16 protein-coding genes and 1 tRNA gene are annotated in these 15,559 nt (G+C 63.9%); 11 read left to right on the top strand and 6 right to left on the bottom strand.

The window, feature by feature from the left end:
* Positions 1-82: 82 nt before the first annotated feature.
* The 3 genes from BDK61_RS02930 (at position 83) to BDK61_RS02940 (ending at position 2,073) form a co-directional block, all read left to right on the top strand.
* Positions 83-1,348, top strand: coding sequence for a tRNA(Ile)(2)-agmatinylcytidine synthase (locus tag BDK61_RS02930; RefSeq protein WP_121302261.1), 1,266 nt, complete (start codon positions 83-85; stop codon positions 1,346-1,348).
* Between the two features lie 258 nt (positions 1,349-1,606).
* Positions 1,607-1,813 carry a hypothetical protein gene (locus tag BDK61_RS02935; protein ID WP_004959459.1) on the top strand — a complete coding sequence of 69 codons (207 nt, stop codon included), beginning with the start codon at positions 1,607-1,609 and terminating at the stop codon, positions 1,811-1,813.
* Between the two features lie 56 nt (positions 1,814-1,869).
* Positions 1,870-2,073, top strand: a complete 204-nt coding sequence (locus BDK61_RS02940; RefSeq protein ID WP_004959455.1) for a hypothetical protein — start codon at positions 1,870-1,872, stop codon at positions 2,071-2,073.
* Here the strand turns inward: BDK61_RS02940 and BDK61_RS02945 are convergent.
* Positions 2,070-3,140, bottom strand: a complete 1,071-nt coding sequence (locus BDK61_RS02945; protein WP_004959452.1) for a pyridoxal-phosphate dependent enzyme — start codon at positions 3,138-3,140, stop codon at positions 2,070-2,072. The genes BDK61_RS02940 and BDK61_RS02945 overlap by 4 nt on opposite strands.
* 253 nt (positions 3,141-3,393) lie before the next feature.
* A complete protein-coding gene (locus BDK61_RS02950; RefSeq protein WP_004959449.1) occupies positions 3,394-4,350 on the bottom strand; it encodes a succinylglutamate desuccinylase/aspartoacylase family protein in 957 nt (318 codons plus the stop codon).
* A gap of 99 nt (positions 4,351-4,449) precedes the next feature.
* Here BDK61_RS02950 and BDK61_RS02955 point away from each other — a divergent pair, with 99 nt between their 5' ends.
* The gene (locus BDK61_RS02955) at positions 4,450-4,701 is read left to right on the top strand and encodes a DUF7536 family protein (protein ID WP_420834401.1); all 252 of its coding nucleotides are present in this window, start codon (positions 4,450-4,452) and stop codon (positions 4,699-4,701) included.
* Positions 4,702-4,707: 6 nt separating this feature from the next.
* Here the strand turns inward: BDK61_RS02955 and BDK61_RS02960 are convergent, their stop codons facing one another.
* Entirely contained in the window at positions 4,708-5,931 is a 1,224-nt protein-coding gene (locus BDK61_RS02960; RefSeq protein ID WP_121302262.1) for a potassium channel family protein, read from the bottom strand.
* A gap of 234 nt (positions 5,932-6,165) precedes the next feature.
* Here BDK61_RS02960 and citZ point away from each other — a divergent pair, with 234 nt between their 5' ends.
* Complete coding sequence (gene citZ, locus BDK61_RS02965) at positions 6,166-7,311, top strand: citrate synthase (RefSeq protein WP_007189458.1); 1,146 nt, start codon at positions 6,166-6,168, stop codon at positions 7,309-7,311.
* A 366-nt stretch (positions 7,312-7,677) separates the two neighbouring features.
* On the opposite strand, the gene BDK61_RS02975 is transcribed toward citZ, so the two are convergent.
* The gene (locus tag BDK61_RS02975; RefSeq protein ID WP_004959437.1) at positions 7,678-9,312 is read right to left on the bottom strand and encodes a potassium channel family protein; all 1,635 of its coding nucleotides are present in this window, start codon (positions 9,310-9,312) and stop codon (positions 7,678-7,680) included.
* Between the two features lie 287 nt (positions 9,313-9,599).
* On the opposite strand from BDK61_RS02975, the gene ilvA reads away from it, so the two are divergent.
* From ilvA to BDK61_RS03000, 5 genes are all read left to right on the top strand, one after another.
* Positions 9,600-10,811, top strand: a complete 1,212-nt coding sequence (gene ilvA / locus BDK61_RS02980; protein WP_121302264.1) for a threonine ammonia-lyase — start codon at positions 9,600-9,602, stop codon at positions 10,809-10,811.
* 253 nt (positions 10,812-11,064) lie between these two features.
* Complete coding sequence (locus BDK61_RS02985; protein ID WP_011224268.1) at positions 11,065-11,274, top strand: DUF1328 family protein; 210 nt, start codon at positions 11,065-11,067, stop codon at positions 11,272-11,274.
* A gap of 99 nt (positions 11,275-11,373) precedes the next feature.
* Complete coding sequence (locus BDK61_RS02990) at positions 11,374-11,577, top strand: hypothetical protein (protein ID WP_004959429.1); 204 nt, start codon at positions 11,374-11,376, stop codon at positions 11,575-11,577.
* Between the two features lie 29 nt (positions 11,578-11,606).
* A tRNA-Ser gene (locus BDK61_RS02995) sits at positions 11,607-11,690 on the top strand.
* A gap of 313 nt (positions 11,691-12,003) precedes the next feature.
* Positions 12,004-13,482, top strand: coding sequence for a polysaccharide biosynthesis protein (locus tag BDK61_RS03000; protein ID WP_121302265.1), 1,479 nt, complete (start codon positions 12,004-12,006; stop codon positions 13,480-13,482).
* A gap of 33 nt (positions 13,483-13,515) precedes the next feature.
* On the opposite strand, the gene BDK61_RS03005 is transcribed toward BDK61_RS03000, so the two are convergent.
* Positions 13,516-13,887, bottom strand: a complete 372-nt coding sequence (locus tag BDK61_RS03005; RefSeq protein WP_004959424.1) for a VOC family protein — start codon at positions 13,885-13,887, stop codon at positions 13,516-13,518.
* A 59-nt stretch (positions 13,888-13,946) separates the two neighbouring features.
* Positions 13,947-14,825: a PhzF family phenazine biosynthesis protein gene (locus tag BDK61_RS03010; protein ID WP_121303889.1), complete on the bottom strand. Its 879-nt coding sequence runs from the start codon at positions 14,823-14,825 to the stop codon at positions 13,947-13,949.
* Between BDK61_RS03010 and BDK61_RS03015 the strand changes: the two genes are divergently transcribed.
* On the top strand, positions 14,817-15,545 hold the full coding sequence (locus BDK61_RS03015) for a DJ-1/PfpI family protein (RefSeq protein WP_121303890.1): 729 nt from the start codon (positions 14,817-14,819) through the stop codon (positions 15,543-15,545). The two genes, BDK61_RS03010 and BDK61_RS03015, sit on opposite strands and share 9 nt — an antisense overlap.
* The last annotated feature ends 14 nt before the right edge of the window (positions 15,546-15,559 follow it).

A 15,559-nucleotide genomic window follows, 5' to 3' on the forward strand; every position in this document is an offset into this window, starting at 1 on the left:
TATTGCGCCGTTCGTTGAGGTTCCAGGCCCGAAACTGGGACGTGACGAAAGGGGTTTGACTGTTTCGGGGCTACAGGCGCCTGTGACTGTCGTCGGCCTCGATGATACGGACTCGCGCGAACGGGGAATGTGTACGACCTACGCCGCCGCCACGCTCGCCGAGTCGATCCGGAACGCCGGAGGGACCGTCGAGCGACTGCTCCTCGTCCGGCTGAACCCCGCTGTCGAACACAAGACCCGCGGGAACGCGGCGCTGGCGGTGCATACGGACCTCGATGCCGATACAGCGCTTGGACTGGCCGAGGACGTGCTCGACATGGCTGAAACCGATGACCCACGGACCAATCCCGGCGCTATCGTCGCTGACTGCGACCCTGAAGATGTCCCGCCGCAGGGCGCAACGTTCGCCCGCGAGACCATCCGGTCGATACAGGACCCGATGGCCGCGACGACGCTAGCTGACGTGGTCGGGTTCGCTCGCTGCCAGCGGGGCAACGGCCGCGGACTCGTCGGTGCGCTCGCGGCGGTTGGTGCCTGGGCCGCGCTATCGGACTGGACGTACGAACATATCGCCTACCGGGAGCAAGACCGGTGGGGCACTGAGCGAGCGGTCGACAGCGAGAGCGTCCGCGCGGCGGCTGAGGAGCACTACCCCGACGTGTGGGATACCGTCGACCGCGAGTCGGCCTATCCGGTCTGTGTGCCGCGGACACCCTGCCCGATTCTCTACGGGATTCGCGGCGACGACCCGACCGCCTGTCGCGCCGTCGCCGACGCAATCGACAGCGAACCCATCGCTCGCCGAGCGACGTTCGTGACGAATCAGGGAACCGACGTACATCTACAGGACGCGTCCCTCGACGCGGTCACGGCCGACAGCGCCTACCGTGTCACCGGCGAAGTCGTCGAGGCCCCCGAAACGCGGGAAGGCGGGCACGTGTTCGTTCCGCTCCGGGGCGACGATACGACCCTCGACTGCGCGGCTTTCGAGCCGACAAAGCGCTTTCGCAACCGGGTCCGCTCGCTCAAAGCCGGCGACCGAATCACTGCCTGTGGTGAAGTGACTGATGGCACACTCAAACTGGAGAAGTTCGCGGTCCGTGACCTCGTCCGGACGGAAGCCGTTACGCCGGACTGCCCGGACTGTGGCCGGTCGATGAAATCCGCCGGCCGGAACCAGGGCTATCGGTGTCGGGACTGCGGGACCAGTGCTGACGGCAAGACTGCGCAGTCCATCGAGCGGGGACTGGAACGCGGATGGTACGAAGTCCCGCCGGTCGCCCGCCGTCACATCGCGAAGCCGCTGGTCCGTGGCGGATTCGACGCGCCCACGCACCCGTCTCGCTGAGACGGAATGCTGTCTGGAAGTACCGGTCTGAATCGACCCCGGGCCGACACTATCCCGAAATAGGCTCCAACAATTCGCACGCGCCGTGGCCTCGTCGTGTACACTTCTCACCCAGCGACCGAGCGCGGCTCTGTTTCTCTCTGCTATCTGGTTCGGACTGGCTACCGGTCAGTAAGCACCACGAATATTCCAGTAATAGGGAGATATATCCCGATTTAGACTACGGATAACAATATTGCAATACTGTTATCTGCGGCTATGTGCCCTGAGCGGTCAGATGCCCAGCAGCAAAATACGACGGACGGCGACGCCGCCGAGAAACTACTGACTGTCGAACACGAGCCGGCTGCGGGTGGCGGCCAGCGTTCAATCCTGTATCCGCCCAATAGCACGGGCTCCGAACTGGAAGCAAACTGGCTGGCCGTTTCGTCTGACCTTCTCGTTTCTCTCGACGACGTTCAGTAGCCCTTACACCCGATAACCGACAGGTAACAATAATAACACCTGTCGTGAATCGGAACATGGACTCCGATACCCGGTCGACGAGCGAGGTGACGGCGGCGACTGACGCTGACGATGGCACGCTGCCTGCCGTGGTACGCTCCCGTCCCGACGGCAGCGAGCGACTCATCTGCTACGCGCCAGATGTCGACACGACAGACGTAGAGAAGCAGTGGCTTTCTGTCGATGCCGACTTCGCAGTATCGACACTGCTGATGCGTTAATCGTTTCGCCCGGTCAACGCTACAACGACGTCGTCACCGTCCTGGAGTTCTCCTCGCTCTCTGAACTCGGGTAGCGCCGCTGTCGCCGTCGCACACGTCGGCTCGACGTGAAACCCTGCTGCACCGAGCCGGTCGCGTTCGCGCTCCGTTGCCGCCGCGGAGACGGCGACGGCGGCACCATCGGTCTCGTCGATAGCGTGCTGGATTTGCCGGCTACGCGGCGGGTCCCGGATGTGGATACCGTCGGCGAGGTCGTTGGCGGCAGCGTCGTCCGGCACAGTCCCGCCCTCGTCATCGTCGGCGATGGGACTGTACCCGACCGCTTGCGTTCCCAGTATGCGCGGGATAGCGTCTGTCCATCCAGCTTGCTCCAACGCCTGAAATCCACGGTAGAGACCGAGAAACAGCGTCCCGTGACCAAGCGGCGTGACGACGGCGTCCGGAACGCTCCAGTCACGCTGGGCGGCGATTTCGTAGGCAGTCGTCGCTGTCCCGGCGAAGAAAGCGGGATTCCAGGCGTGGCTGGCATACCACCCTGCCCCGTCCTCCACAGCGTCGATACAGGCTTCGGTTACGGACTCTCTACTCCCCTCAACCCGGACGACATCGGCCCCGGTTCGTTCGATGCGGCGAACCTTCGCGTCCTTCGCGCTCGCGGGGACGTATATCTCCGCGTCCAGCCCCGCTCGCGCCGCGTAGGATGCGACCGCCAACCCGGCGTTGCCCGAGGAGTCTTCGAGCACGCGGTCGGCCCCAACTTCGAGCGCTTCGGCGATAACCGTCGCCGCGCCACGGTCCTTGAAACTTCCCGTCGGGTGGAGTGATTCCAGTTTGAACGTGGCGTCCCACCCGGGCGCGTCGACCAGCGGCGTCCAGCCCTCGCCGAGGCTGACTCGCTCGCCCACAGGGAGGAACTCGGCGAAGTCCCAGACGCCGCTGGTCCGTGAGAACTGCCCCGGTTGGCTGTCGGGCAGCGGCTGCGTGGCGTAATCAAGCGGTGCCCCACAGGAACACTGCCAGGGGTCCTTGCGGGGGTACTCCCGGTCGCAGACGCTACAGGTGCGCATAGGGGTACTGGGGCACTGCCCGTTCAAAAACTGGCGGCATCTTCGGTCGAAGTCGTCGGTGTCTGTGGCCGCGGCGGAGTGCGCAGAGTGGCGGAGCGAACACAGCGGTGGCCGGGCGGCCGCTCCGTCGGCCGCCACCGGGAAAGGCAGTTTTGCGGGCGGACATACGCGGCGTTCTGTGCCAGTGAGCAGCGGGCGGTGCCCACAGCGGCCCGTTGCGCCGCAAGGACACCCCTGCAATAGAAAGTGGTTCTCAGTAGGTATCGATGTTCGTCCCGACCGAGCAGACGTACTCACCCGTTGCGACCTGTGGGAGCCGGCGCGCACGCCAGAATACGCCACTGGAGTCGGCAGTGATTTCGGCCTTCGGATCGCCGAACACGTCGGTCACTTCAAACAGCGTCTCGCCACGGGCGACGCGGTCACCGAGGTCGGGCTTGAAATCGATGAGGCCGCCGACTGGAGAGCCATACTGTTCGAACCCGGTAGCGCGGGTCTGCGGGCGCGTGTCGTAGTGGCCATCGAGGAAGCCGTAGTGGTGCAGGACGTTGAAGACGCCGTCGACGCCCCGTTGGATGGAGTCCTCGTCCCAGCCGACACAGCCGCCGAGTTCGGGGTCGATTGTTGGCACGCCCTCGTCCGGGGCAGCGCGGGCCAGCTGTCCGTCGGGGCCTTTCTGGTCGAGGATGTAGCCACAGCCGAACACTTTGGCGAGTTCGAGACACTCCTCGTGGAGGCGATGGCGGGTGCCACACCGGACCCGCACCTCGTCGATCATCTGCGAGGTTGAGCCCTGATGCAGGTCGAGCACGTAATCGGCGCTGATGGCGGCGTTAAACGTCGCCGCGGCGATGCGCTCGCTCGATGTCCCTGTTTTGTCGCCCGGATACGCCCGATTCATCTTCGTGTCGTCGACCGGGTTGCGGTGCTCGGCGACCTGAAACGCGTGGTAGTTGACGACGCCACAGACCAGAATCGTCCCCGATAGCTCCATCGGGTCGAGCTGTGGGAGCGTCCGCTGGATGACGCCGACACCGTTCAGTTCGTCACCGTCGCTGGCCGCCTGGATGTAGAGCGTCCGTCCGTCGTCGATACCGTTGACGACGGCGACCGGTAGCCCGAACGTCGACCCGTCGCGGGTCTCACCGACCTCCAGCCGCCCCGTGTCTTTTTCACCGGGGGCGGCGGTCGCCGTACCGAAAGTAACCATTGTTCTCACGTTTGCCTTGGGAGCCTTTACTGGTTCGGATTTCGCCAACAGTTGCGCCGGACCGACGGCATCTTGGGGCCGCCGACCCTACCAGTCGGTATGTCCCAGTCCGAGCCACAGAGCGGCAAAGCGGCGATGGTCGCGGCGCTGAACGTCCCACGCAACGCGAAAATCGGCTTCGTGCTCGCTGGCCTGTTCACGGCGGGGCTGTTCGCCCTGTTCGTCCTGCCGGGAGCCCAGCGACCGATTGGATTCTACGTGGCGCTGGCGTTCGTCCTCGCGACATCGCTGGGCGGGCTGCTGACAGCGCTGTTTACGGCCGTCTCGGCCGTTCGACTCGCCAGACAGTAGATAACGCTATGCGCTCTTTGTCAGGTCCGTAAGCCGGTCGCCGCCGGTTCGAGTCCCCTTCGCGATGAGTACATCGCCCGTCTGAATCTGTGTTTCCGGGCCGGGCGAAACGACCCAGTCACCCCCCTCGCGTCCGGTCCGCTCGCTCTCCCCGGCGCCGCGCCGTATCGCGATGATTCGCATGCCTGTCGCTGTCTTGACCTCCGCGTCGCCGATGGTCGTTCCCGCAAGGTCGCTGTCGGGGTACACTGTGGTCCGGACGATGACCTCGTCGGACTCCTGTACGGCCTCGGCGACGACCGGATGCGTCGATAGCCCCCGCAGGACGCCTTCGCTCATCTCCAGTGCGGCGTCAGAGATGACCTCAGTCGACCGGGCCAGATGGACAAGCCCTCGCAGGGAGACGGGGTCGTCGATGTCGGCGGCAGCCCGGAGCGTCCAGGCCTCGAACCGGGACTGCAGCGCGTCGACCTCGGCTTCGAGTTCGACGACTTCCTCGGCGACCTCCGTGCTGTCGAACAGGACTGCACCATAGGCCAGGTCGACGGCCAACTCGCCCATGTCTTTCATCAGGACGATGGAGTCAACGGCTCGTTCGAGGTCGCGGACGCCTCCTTCCGGCGGCTCCGGCGGTTCGTACACCTCGCCCGTCGCGTCCTGATACACCTCGGCGATACCGTCCTCCGGTCCCCGGAACAGCACCACGTCGCCCGCTTCGAGGCGCGTTTCCCGCTCGGGGTTGAGCAACCAGTTCCCCTGCCGACGAATCGCCAGCGCGCGGACACCCGTCTCGGTTTCGAGGTTCAGACCGCCCAGTGTCTCGCCGGCCAGCACGGATTCAGAACTGATTGTCGCCCGCACGAGCGTCTCGACAGCCTCGGGCAGGGCCGCCCGCATTGTATCCGGCAGGCCGATGTCCTCTAGCACTATTTTGGCGATGTCGCCAGCGGCGTCGCTGATTTTCTCCGCGGCCCCAACCATTCCCAGAACCGGGGCGAGCGATTCTGCGTCCGCCGTCGACCGGCAGGCCATCAGGAGGCTCATGCGTGCGCGCAACTGGAGCACGTCCATTTTCTCCTCTAATTCCAGCACCTCCGCAGCCACGTCGTCGCTACCCAGCAGGACAGCCGAGTACGAGAGGTCAATGAGCAACTCGGCGGTGTCTTTCATCTCGGCCAGCACCTGCTTGACGCTGACCGGTTCGTACTCGACCGTCCCTGTCGGGTCCATAGCCGCCGATTCGATGGCCCCGAGCAAAAACGTTCCTCACTGTGGGGCGAGATAGCGCGCCCCGATATGGGGCGTGACTGGCCGTTTGCACACTACTATGGGTGATGTGTTGGAACACCGCCCCGGATTTGACGGGAAGCTGCTGGACAGTCGTCCAATAACTATTCTCTGACATTGTGCCACACACGCTCAGAAAGAAAATGTTTTTCCCGGAAGGTAGGGAACTGATTGCGTATGTCCGACGACCTCAAGAAGGGACTCGAGGGTGTCATCGTCGCCGAGTCCGAACTCAGCGTTATCGACGGCGACGCTGGCAAACTCGTGTATCGGGGGTACACCATCGAGGACCTCGCGAAGGGTGCCAGCTATGAAGAGGTGCTGTACCTGCTCTGGCACGGCCACCTGCCGAACCGGGACGAACTCTCCGAGTTCAAGCAGGCGATGGTGGACGCACGCGGTGTGGACGACGACGTCATCTCGACTGTGCGACAGCTCGCCGAAGCAGACGAGAACCCGATGGCAGCGCTCCGGACTGCGGTGTCGATGCTCTCTGCGTTCGACCCTGCGCCCGAGGACGCCGAACCGACCGACGAGATGGTCAATCTCGAAACTGGGCGACGGATCACGGCCAAAATCCCGACGATCATCGCGGCATTCACCCGCATCCGCGACGGCAAGGAGCCTGTCGAGCCCCACGACGACCTTGACCACGCGGCGAATTTCCTCTACATGCTCAATGGTGAGGAGCCAGACGACGTGCTCGCCGACGTGTTCGACCAGGCGCTCGTGCTCCACGCCGACCACGGCCTCAACGCTTCGACGTTCTCGGCTATCACGACGGCGTCGACGCTGTCGGACGTTCACAGTGCGGTCACCTCCGCTATCGGGACGCTGAAGGGACCGCTCCACGGCGGGGCGAATCAGGACGTGATGGAGATGCTAAAGGAGGTTGACGACGCCGAATCCGACCCGCTCGACTGGGTCAAAAACGCCCTCGACGAGGGCCGCCGCGTCTCCGGCTTCGGCCACCGCGTCTACAACGTCAAGGACCCGCGGGCGAAGATTCTCGGCGAGCGCTCGAAGGAACTCGGCGAGGCCGCCGGGACGCTCAAGTGGTACGAGATGTCGACCACCATCGAGGACTACCTCATGGAAGAGAAAGGGCTGGCCCCCAACGTCGACTTCTACTCGGCGTCGACGTACTACCAGATGGGCATCCCCATCGACATCTACACCCCCATCTTCGCGATGTCCCGCGTCGGTGGCTGGGTCGCCCACGTCTTCGAGTACATCGAAGACAACCGCCTGATTCGCCCCCGTGCCCGGTACGTCGGCAAGAACACCGACGAGACGGAGTTCGTGCCGCTGGACGAGCGATAGGCCCGCTACCGTTACTGTTCGTCTGAAGAGTGGATTACTGATGGCCGTGAGCGCGTTCCATCGCGCGAACCGGGGAAGGGCAGGGCGGCCAGTATCCGGCGGCGACGCCACCGGTGCCCGGAGTCAGTATAGAATCCTTCTCCTGTCGAGTCTCTCCAATATCGAACTCTGCGGTAACGGACGCGTAGTGACTGTCCGCGAACGGAGTGAGCGGTTCACCGAACGCGAGCGTAGCGAGCGTTCGGCCTTTTTCGCCACCGAAAGACTCGCGAGGCTCGTCTTTCGAGCCTTGCTTTGCTCCGCTCAGCAAGACCACGTTTTTGCGCCGAGGGGTGCGCGAAGCGCACCCGAGGCCGAAAAAGGTGGCTAGCCAAACACCGACTTGAACCGCGTCACGCCGTCGTCGGTGCCGGCGATGACGAGCTTATCAGTCGGTTCAATAGTCACGCCAGGACTGAGGTCGGTGATGACAGCGCCGTCGCGTTCGATGGCGACGACCGTACAGCCCGTCCGTGAGCGGACATCGGCCTCGCCGATCGTCGTATTTCCGAGGCCGTTAGCGGCGACGCGGATGACTTCGACTTGCTGGTCCATCGAGATAACGTCCTCGTCTTCGAGAATTGTGGAGGCGAGCATCCGGCCACTGACTGTCGACAGCGCGAGGACGTAGTCAGCGCCTGCCCGGTACATCTTCTGGACGTTCTCGCTTTCCTCGGCGCGGGCAATGATTTCAACGTCCGGGTTGAGATCACGGATAACAAGCGTCGCGAACTCGGTATCGGTGTCCGCTGACAGGGCGAGAATAACCGTCCTGGCTGTGCCGACACCAGCGTGACGTAGCTCTTCGGGATCTGTGGCGTCGCCGACAACGTCGACCCCCGGCTCGTCAGCCTGGTCGAGCACCGTATGCGGCACTCCGGCGTTCGTAAGCGCCGACGTAATCGTCTGGCCGACCTCGCCAGCACCGATGATAACCGTTTCCCCGCGGCGGAAGCCACGCACGCTGGAGAGGGTCATCTGCTTGAGCTGCTCCAGTTGGGACTCGGTCCCCGACACCAGTAGGACCGTACTGCCGTCGAGTTCAGCGTCGGGGTCGGGTGGACTCACGAACTGGCCGCGGAACCACGCGCCGATGACGTTGACGCCGGTCTGCTCGCGGATGCCGCTGTCGGCCAGCGTCGTTCCGACGAGGTCGCTTCCGCGGTGGATCGGCAGTTCGGCGATGTCGAAGTCCTCGCCGATTTCTATTGAGTCCCCGAGCGTCGTCGAGACGCCGGTCGTGACCTTGCTCGCGAGGCTCTCACCGAGCAGTCCACGCGGCGACAGGACGGCGTCGGCGCCGGCGAGGTCGTGATACTTCGCGCGGTCGGGCTCCTTGACGACGCTGATAGTCTGAACGGACTCGTCGACCTCGCGGGCGGTGAGGATGATGCTGGTGTTCACCTGGTCGGAGGCGTCAGCGACGAGTGCGCGAGCGGACGACAGATGGGCTCGTTCGAGTCCATCGACGGACTGTGGGTCGGCGTGGATGACGTAGTACCCGTCTTCATAGAGGTCGTTGGCCAGGTCCCGGTCCGGTTCGACGATGACGTAGTCAACGTCCCAGGTGTCGAGTTCGGTGACGAGCGTCTCACCGCGGGGGGAGAACTGACAGATGACGACGTGGTCGCTGAGGCCGTTTTCGACGGTGTTCGGGGCCTTCGTCGCCATCGCCTCTTCGAACAGCGGAAACAGCAACACCGGCAACGCGAGAAAGATGAGCACGACGCCGGTGATGTCCATCACGATGACGAGCAGCCGCATCTCCGTGGTGCTCCACGGCGCGTCCGAGCCGTACCCGGTCGTAGTGAACGTTTCGACCACGACACGAAGCGACCGCAGGAACGGTTGCGGGTTGTTTTCGAACACTGCCATTCCGTAGTCGTATGCGAACGCATACCCCAGAATGATGCCGCCAAGCGCGACGATATACAGCAGCGTCCGTCGCAGCCAGGTATCCATCTACTACTTTCTGGGATACCGAGTGTAAAACAGTTCTGTCCGGCTAGCGAACTCCACCTCATGGGACGAGCAGTAGCGGTGTGCAACTGTATCCGACTGCTGTCTTGAACTTTCACTTTCACCGCGCTACGACGGGATTTAAGTCAATCGCGTTCGTTCTCCCGCGTGCAGTCACACGCTCCCCCCTTTCCGTTTCAAGACATTACCCGGATAGTTGCGACTGTCCCAGCCGTCGCGACCGCATAGTCGGCCCACAGTATAACATGGTCCGGTGAATAGCCACTCCCATGCTCTCATTTGAGGATGTCCTCGCGGCACAGGACACCGTCTCCGAGACGGCCAGACACACACCGCTTGCTTACTCGCACACGTTTTCGGCGATGACGGGCGCGGATATCCATCTCAAACTCGAACTGTTCCAGCGTACGGGGTCGTTCAAGATACGGGGTGCGACCAACCGTATCGCGTCGCTTTCAGATGCTGAACGGGAGGCTGGCGTCGTCACAGCGAGCGCCGGCAACCACGCTCAGGGGGTCGCGCTGGCCGCCACGCGAATCGGCGTCGACTCGAAGATTGTGATGCCGGAGCGGGCCCCGGTATCGAAAGTGAAGGCCACCCGGAGCTACGGCGGTAACGTGGTCCTTCACGGTCGGGACTACGACGCGGCCGCCGAACACGCCCACGAACTCGAACGCGAGGAGGGCCGGACATACGTCCATGCGTTCGACGACGAAAAAGTGATGGCAGGGCAGGGGACCATCGGACTGGAGATCTACGAGGACCTCCCCGGTGTTGATACGGTCGTCGTTCCCATCGGCGGCGGCGGACTTATCAGTGGCACCGCCACGGCGCTCAAAGGCAAGGACGAACGTATCCGCGTCATCGGCGTGCAGGCCGAGGGAGCGTCCAGCGTGGCCGAATCCTTGGAGAAGGGCCACCGCATCGAGCGTGACAGCGTCGAAACTATCGCCGACGGTATCGCCACCCGCACTGTCGGCGAGCAGACGTTCGAGGTCATCAGCGACCGCGTCGACGAGGTCGTGACGGTGTCGGACTCGGAAATCGCAGTCGCGCTGACGACACTGTTAGAGCGCTCGAAAACGCTTGCCGAGGGCGCGGGTGCCGTCGCGCTGGCTGCCGTCATGGAAGAGAAGTTCGACTTCGAGGACGACGAGACGATCGTTCCCGCGCTGTGTGGCGGGAACATCGACCTGAACACCCTGACCAACGTCATCATGCGCGGCCTCGTTGAGACTGGCCGGTATCTCAAAATCCGGACCGTCCTTCAGGACCGGCCCGGCGCGCTGGAAGAGCTCGTCGAGGTCCTGTCACGCGAGCAGGTCAACATCTACGGCATCGAGCACGACCGGACCAGTCGCGACGTGGCGATGAGTTCGGCCGAGGTCGAACTGGACCTGGAGACCCGCGGCCACGACCACGTCGTCGAACTCATCGACGCGCTCACCGACGAGGGGTATGAGGTCGACGTGCTCGTCTGACTGTTCCGCTCGATGCACCAGATGGCCTGCATATGAAAGCTCTGTTGGGCCAATAGAACCTGACGTATCAGTTCCCGCGCCATAGTGACCCAGCGGGACCGCCTCCGACCGGTTCCACTACACACTGCCCCGCCCTCGCAAGCACAACACTGGCGCTGCAACGGCCAGAACAGGTGTGTATGTCATCACTGGCATCGCTGCACACTAGTACTGCGCTCCAGCTTTCCCGACATCCCCGTAACCGGTGGTATGGATGGTAGCGCTCCCGTTCGCTGCGCCATCGACTGTGACCGTGCCGCTGCAGTCCGGTGGCGGGCTGTTGTACTACGCGGTCGTCTTGGTGATTCTCGCCGTCGTCGCTGGGATTGCCGGGTTCCGTGGCATCGCCGGGCTGAGCTTCCGCGTCGCGAAGTTCCTCATCGTCATCTTCCTCGTGCTGGCGCTCGTCACGTTCCTGCTCTGATTCCGGCGATGTTTTAGCCACAGCGACCACCGTTTCGTGTATGGGATGGCCTGCACGTACAGTATCTGCCGACACAACAGCACGGAGCGGAGGGCGCTGATGGACCCGCGAACGAAGGCCAGTCTCCTGTGGGGCGTCGTCGGGGGTCTCGCGTTTCTGGTTCTGATTCAGGGCTACGAACTGCTGGCCGGGGTACCGGTGTCGATACCGGCCAAAGCTGGTGTCGCCGTAGCTGTCGGTGTTGGGGCGACGCTCACCTCATACCGCATGCAACCGCGGCTGTTCGGAAACGAAAGCCCTTAATCGCCCGCCCTCACACTTTCGAAGTACGTGCCAGAATGGCCGAATCTGGTAAGGCGCACGCCTGGAAAGCGTGTTCCCATTTGGGATTCTGGGTTCAAATCCCAGTTCTGGCGTGGCGAGGTTCGAACGAAGTGAGAACCTCAAAAACGCGGAACGGTGAACGAAGTGAGCCGTGAGCGGACGTTTTCTGCGACTGACTGCGAGTGAGGAGTGACGGCGACGACCGAGCCAGCAGTCCTGAAACGCTGCCAACTGGGATTTGAGCACGGGAGTCGCAGCCCCGGAACGGCCGAACGAAGTGAGCCGTGAGGGGGCGTCTTCTGTGACTGACTGCGAACGAGGAGCGCCCGCTTCTGGCACATTGGTGTGTCTCTCGCCATCGAACCACCGCACCGTTTTCCCGCCCCCAGTACTGATACTTGCTCGATGGTCGAACAGCGCGACGGTGACGAGATAGACCTGCTGGATTCCTCGATTCGGACAACCAGTGGGGCACTGGTATCAACGACGCTGTTCGTTCTCAGCGGCATCGTCTACGCGTTCGTCACGTCGCCTGCAGCGACCGGGACGTATTTTTTTATCGCCCTCTCTGTCTCGCTGGTCCTGCGTCCGATTCGGGGTATCAGCCAGGCGCTGAAGAAGGTCGGCAGCGAACGGGGCGAACTCGTCGGCCCGTATCTCGGCCTCGCCGCGCTGTTTGCCCTCGGATATCTCCTCATCGTCGGTGTAATCGTGGCCGCGCTGGCCGGCGTAATCGTCCGAAATACGGTGGTTTCGCCGGGGCTGCTCGCCCCCATCGGCCTGTTTGCGGTTTCGGTCGCGCTGTCGATGATTGTGTCGAGCCTGGTCGGTGCCATCGGCTACCCGAGCGTGGAGACATGGCTCACCAGTACGCAGAGCGCTATCCAGCTCATCATCCTGCTGGCGCTGGCCCCGACACTGGCGACCGCTGTGGATTTGCTGCTTGTCGTCGCCGGAGTTCGGCTGGCGGTGCTCGGTCCTGTCGCTGTCGCGCTGGGTGTCGTCCCGACCCTACCGGACCGACACGCTGTCGAGCGCGCCTGGGACTTCGCCAAGTGGAGCATCCCGGACCAGATTTTCGACCGCCTATCGTACAACATGCCGGTGTACGTGCTGGGTGTCGTCGCGACCCCGGCGGCCGTCGGTATCTACGAGGCCGCCGACCGGTTTGCTGACTTCGGCGCGACGATTTCCTGGCATCTCTCCTCCCCGCTGCTCACGAAGGTCAGCGGGGACTCCTCTGTTGGCGACACGCACCTCGCCTATCTCGACGGCGCGGTCACCGGCGGCACGGGTGTCACTTTCGTCGTTTTCGGCTACTTGCTGGCCGCCCACGATGTGGTTGCGCGAATCGCCTTCGCCGGTTCGGAGACCGTCTTCTCGGCGACAGTTTTGCTTGTCGGGGGCGTGAACATTCTCCGCGGCTTCTGGACGCTCACCTCACACGCCATCGAGGGTGTCGGGAAACCGAGCGTGAGCTTCCGCACGAAGCTTTACGGACTGGTGTTCAGCGTTCCAGTCCCAGCGATACTCGGTGCGGAGTTCGGAGCCGTCGCCGGGGCCGCCGGATACGCCGTGATGAATTTAGTCATCTTCGGGTACGTCCTTTACTACTCCCGGTCTGTCTTTGGACGGATTCCGATCGAACCCATGGTAGCAACAGCCCTCACCGTCGGCCTCGGCGTCTCGTTTGTACTCACGACCGGCGCCGTTGCGGGGCTTTCGCGTGCCGGCCTCTCCCCGATTGTCGTTGCCAGCGTGGCCGCCGTGACGTGTCTCGTCGGTTTCGGCGGCTTCCTCGTTGCCGTGTCCACATCGGCTCGACTCGTCGCCGTCCGGGCGGCAACGCTGTGGCGCAGTCGCGCTCGCTCGCTGTTCGGGTGACTATCACCCGCTCGTTCGTACGGACGCCGCTACTCAGAGCCAGTGGTAGAACTCCAGCGTGTACCCCTCGGGGTCCTCGACGAAGGCGGCGAAAGCGTCGGCGGCGTCGACTTCAGTCGGTTCGAGCACCGGCGCAGCGCCGGCGTCGATGGCCGTCTCGAAGGTTTCCGCAACATCGTCGACGGTGAACGCGATGTGGTCCACGTCGGCGCGGTTCGGCGCGACCGGGGTGGTTCGGTCGGGGTCGTGGCGCAGTTGCAAGTCTCCGTCGCCGTCCCGGCCGAGATAGACGTTCTCCACGCCGTCTAGCGTGAACCGATTCGTCTCCTCGAAGCCCAGTGCATCGTAGAACTCCATTGCCCGGTCGAGGTCTGAGACGCAGATAGCGGTGTGTGCGAGGTCCATGCCGCGGCGTTGTGGACGGGGCGAAATGAGTGTGCCGGAAACCCGGCTGTCACGGCCACTTAGAGCAGGTCGCCGCGAGCGACGGCGACGACGCTGCCGCCGACTCGGACGCTGATATCCTCGCCGCTGCCGTCAGTCGAGAGATGCAACAGCGACGGTCGCCCTATCTCGTAGCCCTGCTCGACATGGGCCTCGACGGCAGGGCTGCCGAGCATCTCGTGTCGGGCGAGATACGCGGCCAGACAGCCGTTCGAGGAGCCAGTCGCGGGGTCCTCCAGTACGTTGTAGAACGGTGCGAACACGCGGACAGCGAGGTCGTTGTCGTCGCTCCGCGGCTCTCGGCAGACCGCCAGAACGTTCTTTGCGTCGCGGTCGCCGGTCACGGCGTCGTAGGCGTCGCGGTCCAGGTCGATGGCTTCCAGCGCGTCGCGGTCGGCCACCGGGACGACAATCGTCGCCAGCCCCGTGGAGACGATTTCGACCGGCCAGTCGTGGTCAAGTCGGTCAGCCGGCAGGCCGAGAACGGCGGCGAGGTCCTCGTGGGCCAACTGCTCGCCGAACTCGGGGGCCTGCTGTGTCATCCACAGGGTCACGCGGCCGTCGCGCTCTCGCACTTTGACCGGGACCTCGCCGACAGGCAAGTCCAGCGTCACCGTTTCGGGATTTCCGTCGGCCAGATGATCCCGGATGACCTGGACCGTCCCGAGCGTCGGGTGGCCAGCGAAGGGTATCTCGGCCGCCGGAGTGAAGATGCGGACCGGCCACGCACCGTCGGTCGGCTCGCCGGTAACAAACGTCGTTTCGGAGTAGTTCATCTCGGCGGCGATGGCCTGCATTTCGTCCTCGTGGAGGTCGCCGGCATCGGTCACGACGGCGAGCTGGTTCCCGGCGTATCGCTCCTGTGCGAATACGTCGACGATGTGAAACGGGTGGGACATACCTATTCGCTCGGCGTCGCTCCCAAAGAACACTCCGGATGCCTGTCGGATGGTACCGAGTCGCTTGAAGCCACCGGGCTATTTCTCGCCGTCAGCCGTATCGAGGGCATGGACACTGTTGCAATCGCCTGTTTCGACGGATTCGACGAACTGGATGCCATCGGCCCCTACGAGGTGTTCGAGAACGCGGCGCGCTTTGGCGCGTCGTGGGATGTGACGCTCCGTTCAGCCCGAGAGAGTGACATCGTCACTGCGAGCCATGGGCTCCGAATCGAACCTGACGGGCCGCTCGCCGACGTGGCCCCGGACCTGCTCGTCGTGGCCGGCGGCGGGTGGAACGACCGGAGTGAGGCCGGCGTCTGGACGGAGACCGAACGCGGCGACCTGCCCGACGTCGTCGCGGCGGCACACAACCGCGGCGCGACTGTTGCCGGCGTCTGTACCGGCGGGATGGTCCTCTCCCGGGCCGGCCTGCTCGATGGCCGGCCAGCGGTGACACATGGCGGCGCAATCGAGGACCTGCGGGCGACCGACGCGACGGTTGTCGACGCCCGGGTCGTCGACGACGACGACGTTCTGACCTGTGGCGGCGTCACGTCCGGGCTGGACCTCGCTGTCCACCTCGTCGAACGCGAGTGGGGCGCGGACGTGGCCACCGCTGTCTGTGAAGAGATGGAGTACGAACCCCGTGGCGACATCTTCAGGGGCGAATCGGCCTAAGAGCGCCGGTAGAC

Source organism: Haloarcula quadrata, assembly GCF_003634715.1.
GTDB classification, from domain to species: Archaea; Halobacteriota; Halobacteria; order Halobacteriales; family Haloarculaceae; genus Haloarcula; species Haloarcula marismortui.

Excerpts from the sequence above, each read along its gene's own strand:
- BDK61_RS02935 (WP_004959459.1), top strand. The coding sequence starts at position 1,607 with ATGTGCCCTGAGCGGTCAGATGCCCAGCAGCAAAATACGACGGACGGC.
- BDK61_RS02940 (WP_004959455.1), top strand. The coding sequence starts at position 1,870 with ATGGACTCCGATACCCGGTCGACGAGCGAGGTGACGGCGGCGACTGAC.
- BDK61_RS02945 (WP_004959452.1), bottom strand. The coding sequence starts at position 3,140 with ATGCGCACCTGTAGCGTCTGCGACCGGGAGTACCCCCGCAAGGACCCC.
- BDK61_RS02950 (WP_004959449.1), bottom strand. The coding sequence starts at position 4,350 with ATGGTTACTTTCGGTACGGCGACCGCCGCCCCCGGTGAAAAAGACACG.
- BDK61_RS02955 (WP_420834401.1), top strand. The coding sequence starts at position 4,450 with ATGTCCCAGTCCGAGCCACAGAGCGGCAAAGCGGCGATGGTCGCGGCG.
- BDK61_RS02960 (WP_121302262.1), bottom strand. The coding sequence starts at position 5,931 with ATGGACCCGACAGGGACGGTCGAGTACGAACCGGTCAGCGTCAAGCAG.
- citZ (WP_007189458.1), top strand. The coding sequence starts at position 6,166 with ATGTCCGACGACCTCAAGAAGGGACTCGAGGGTGTCATCGTCGCCGAG.
- BDK61_RS02975 (WP_004959437.1), bottom strand. The coding sequence starts at position 9,312 with ATGGATACCTGGCTGCGACGGACGCTGCTGTATATCGTCGCGCTTGGC.
- ilvA (WP_121302264.1), top strand. The coding sequence starts at position 9,600 with ATGCTCTCATTTGAGGATGTCCTCGCGGCACAGGACACCGTCTCCGAG.
- BDK61_RS02985 (WP_011224268.1), top strand. The coding sequence starts at position 11,065 with ATGGTAGCGCTCCCGTTCGCTGCGCCATCGACTGTGACCGTGCCGCTG.
- BDK61_RS02990 (WP_004959429.1), top strand. The coding sequence starts at position 11,374 with ATGGACCCGCGAACGAAGGCCAGTCTCCTGTGGGGCGTCGTCGGGGGT.
- BDK61_RS03000 (WP_121302265.1), top strand. The coding sequence starts at position 12,004 with ATGGTCGAACAGCGCGACGGTGACGAGATAGACCTGCTGGATTCCTCG.
- BDK61_RS03005 (WP_004959424.1), bottom strand. The coding sequence starts at position 13,887 with ATGGACCTCGCACACACCGCTATCTGCGTCTCAGACCTCGACCGGGCA.
- BDK61_RS03010 (WP_121303889.1), bottom strand. The coding sequence starts at position 14,825 with ATGTCCCACCCGTTTCACATCGTCGACGTATTCGCACAGGAGCGATAC.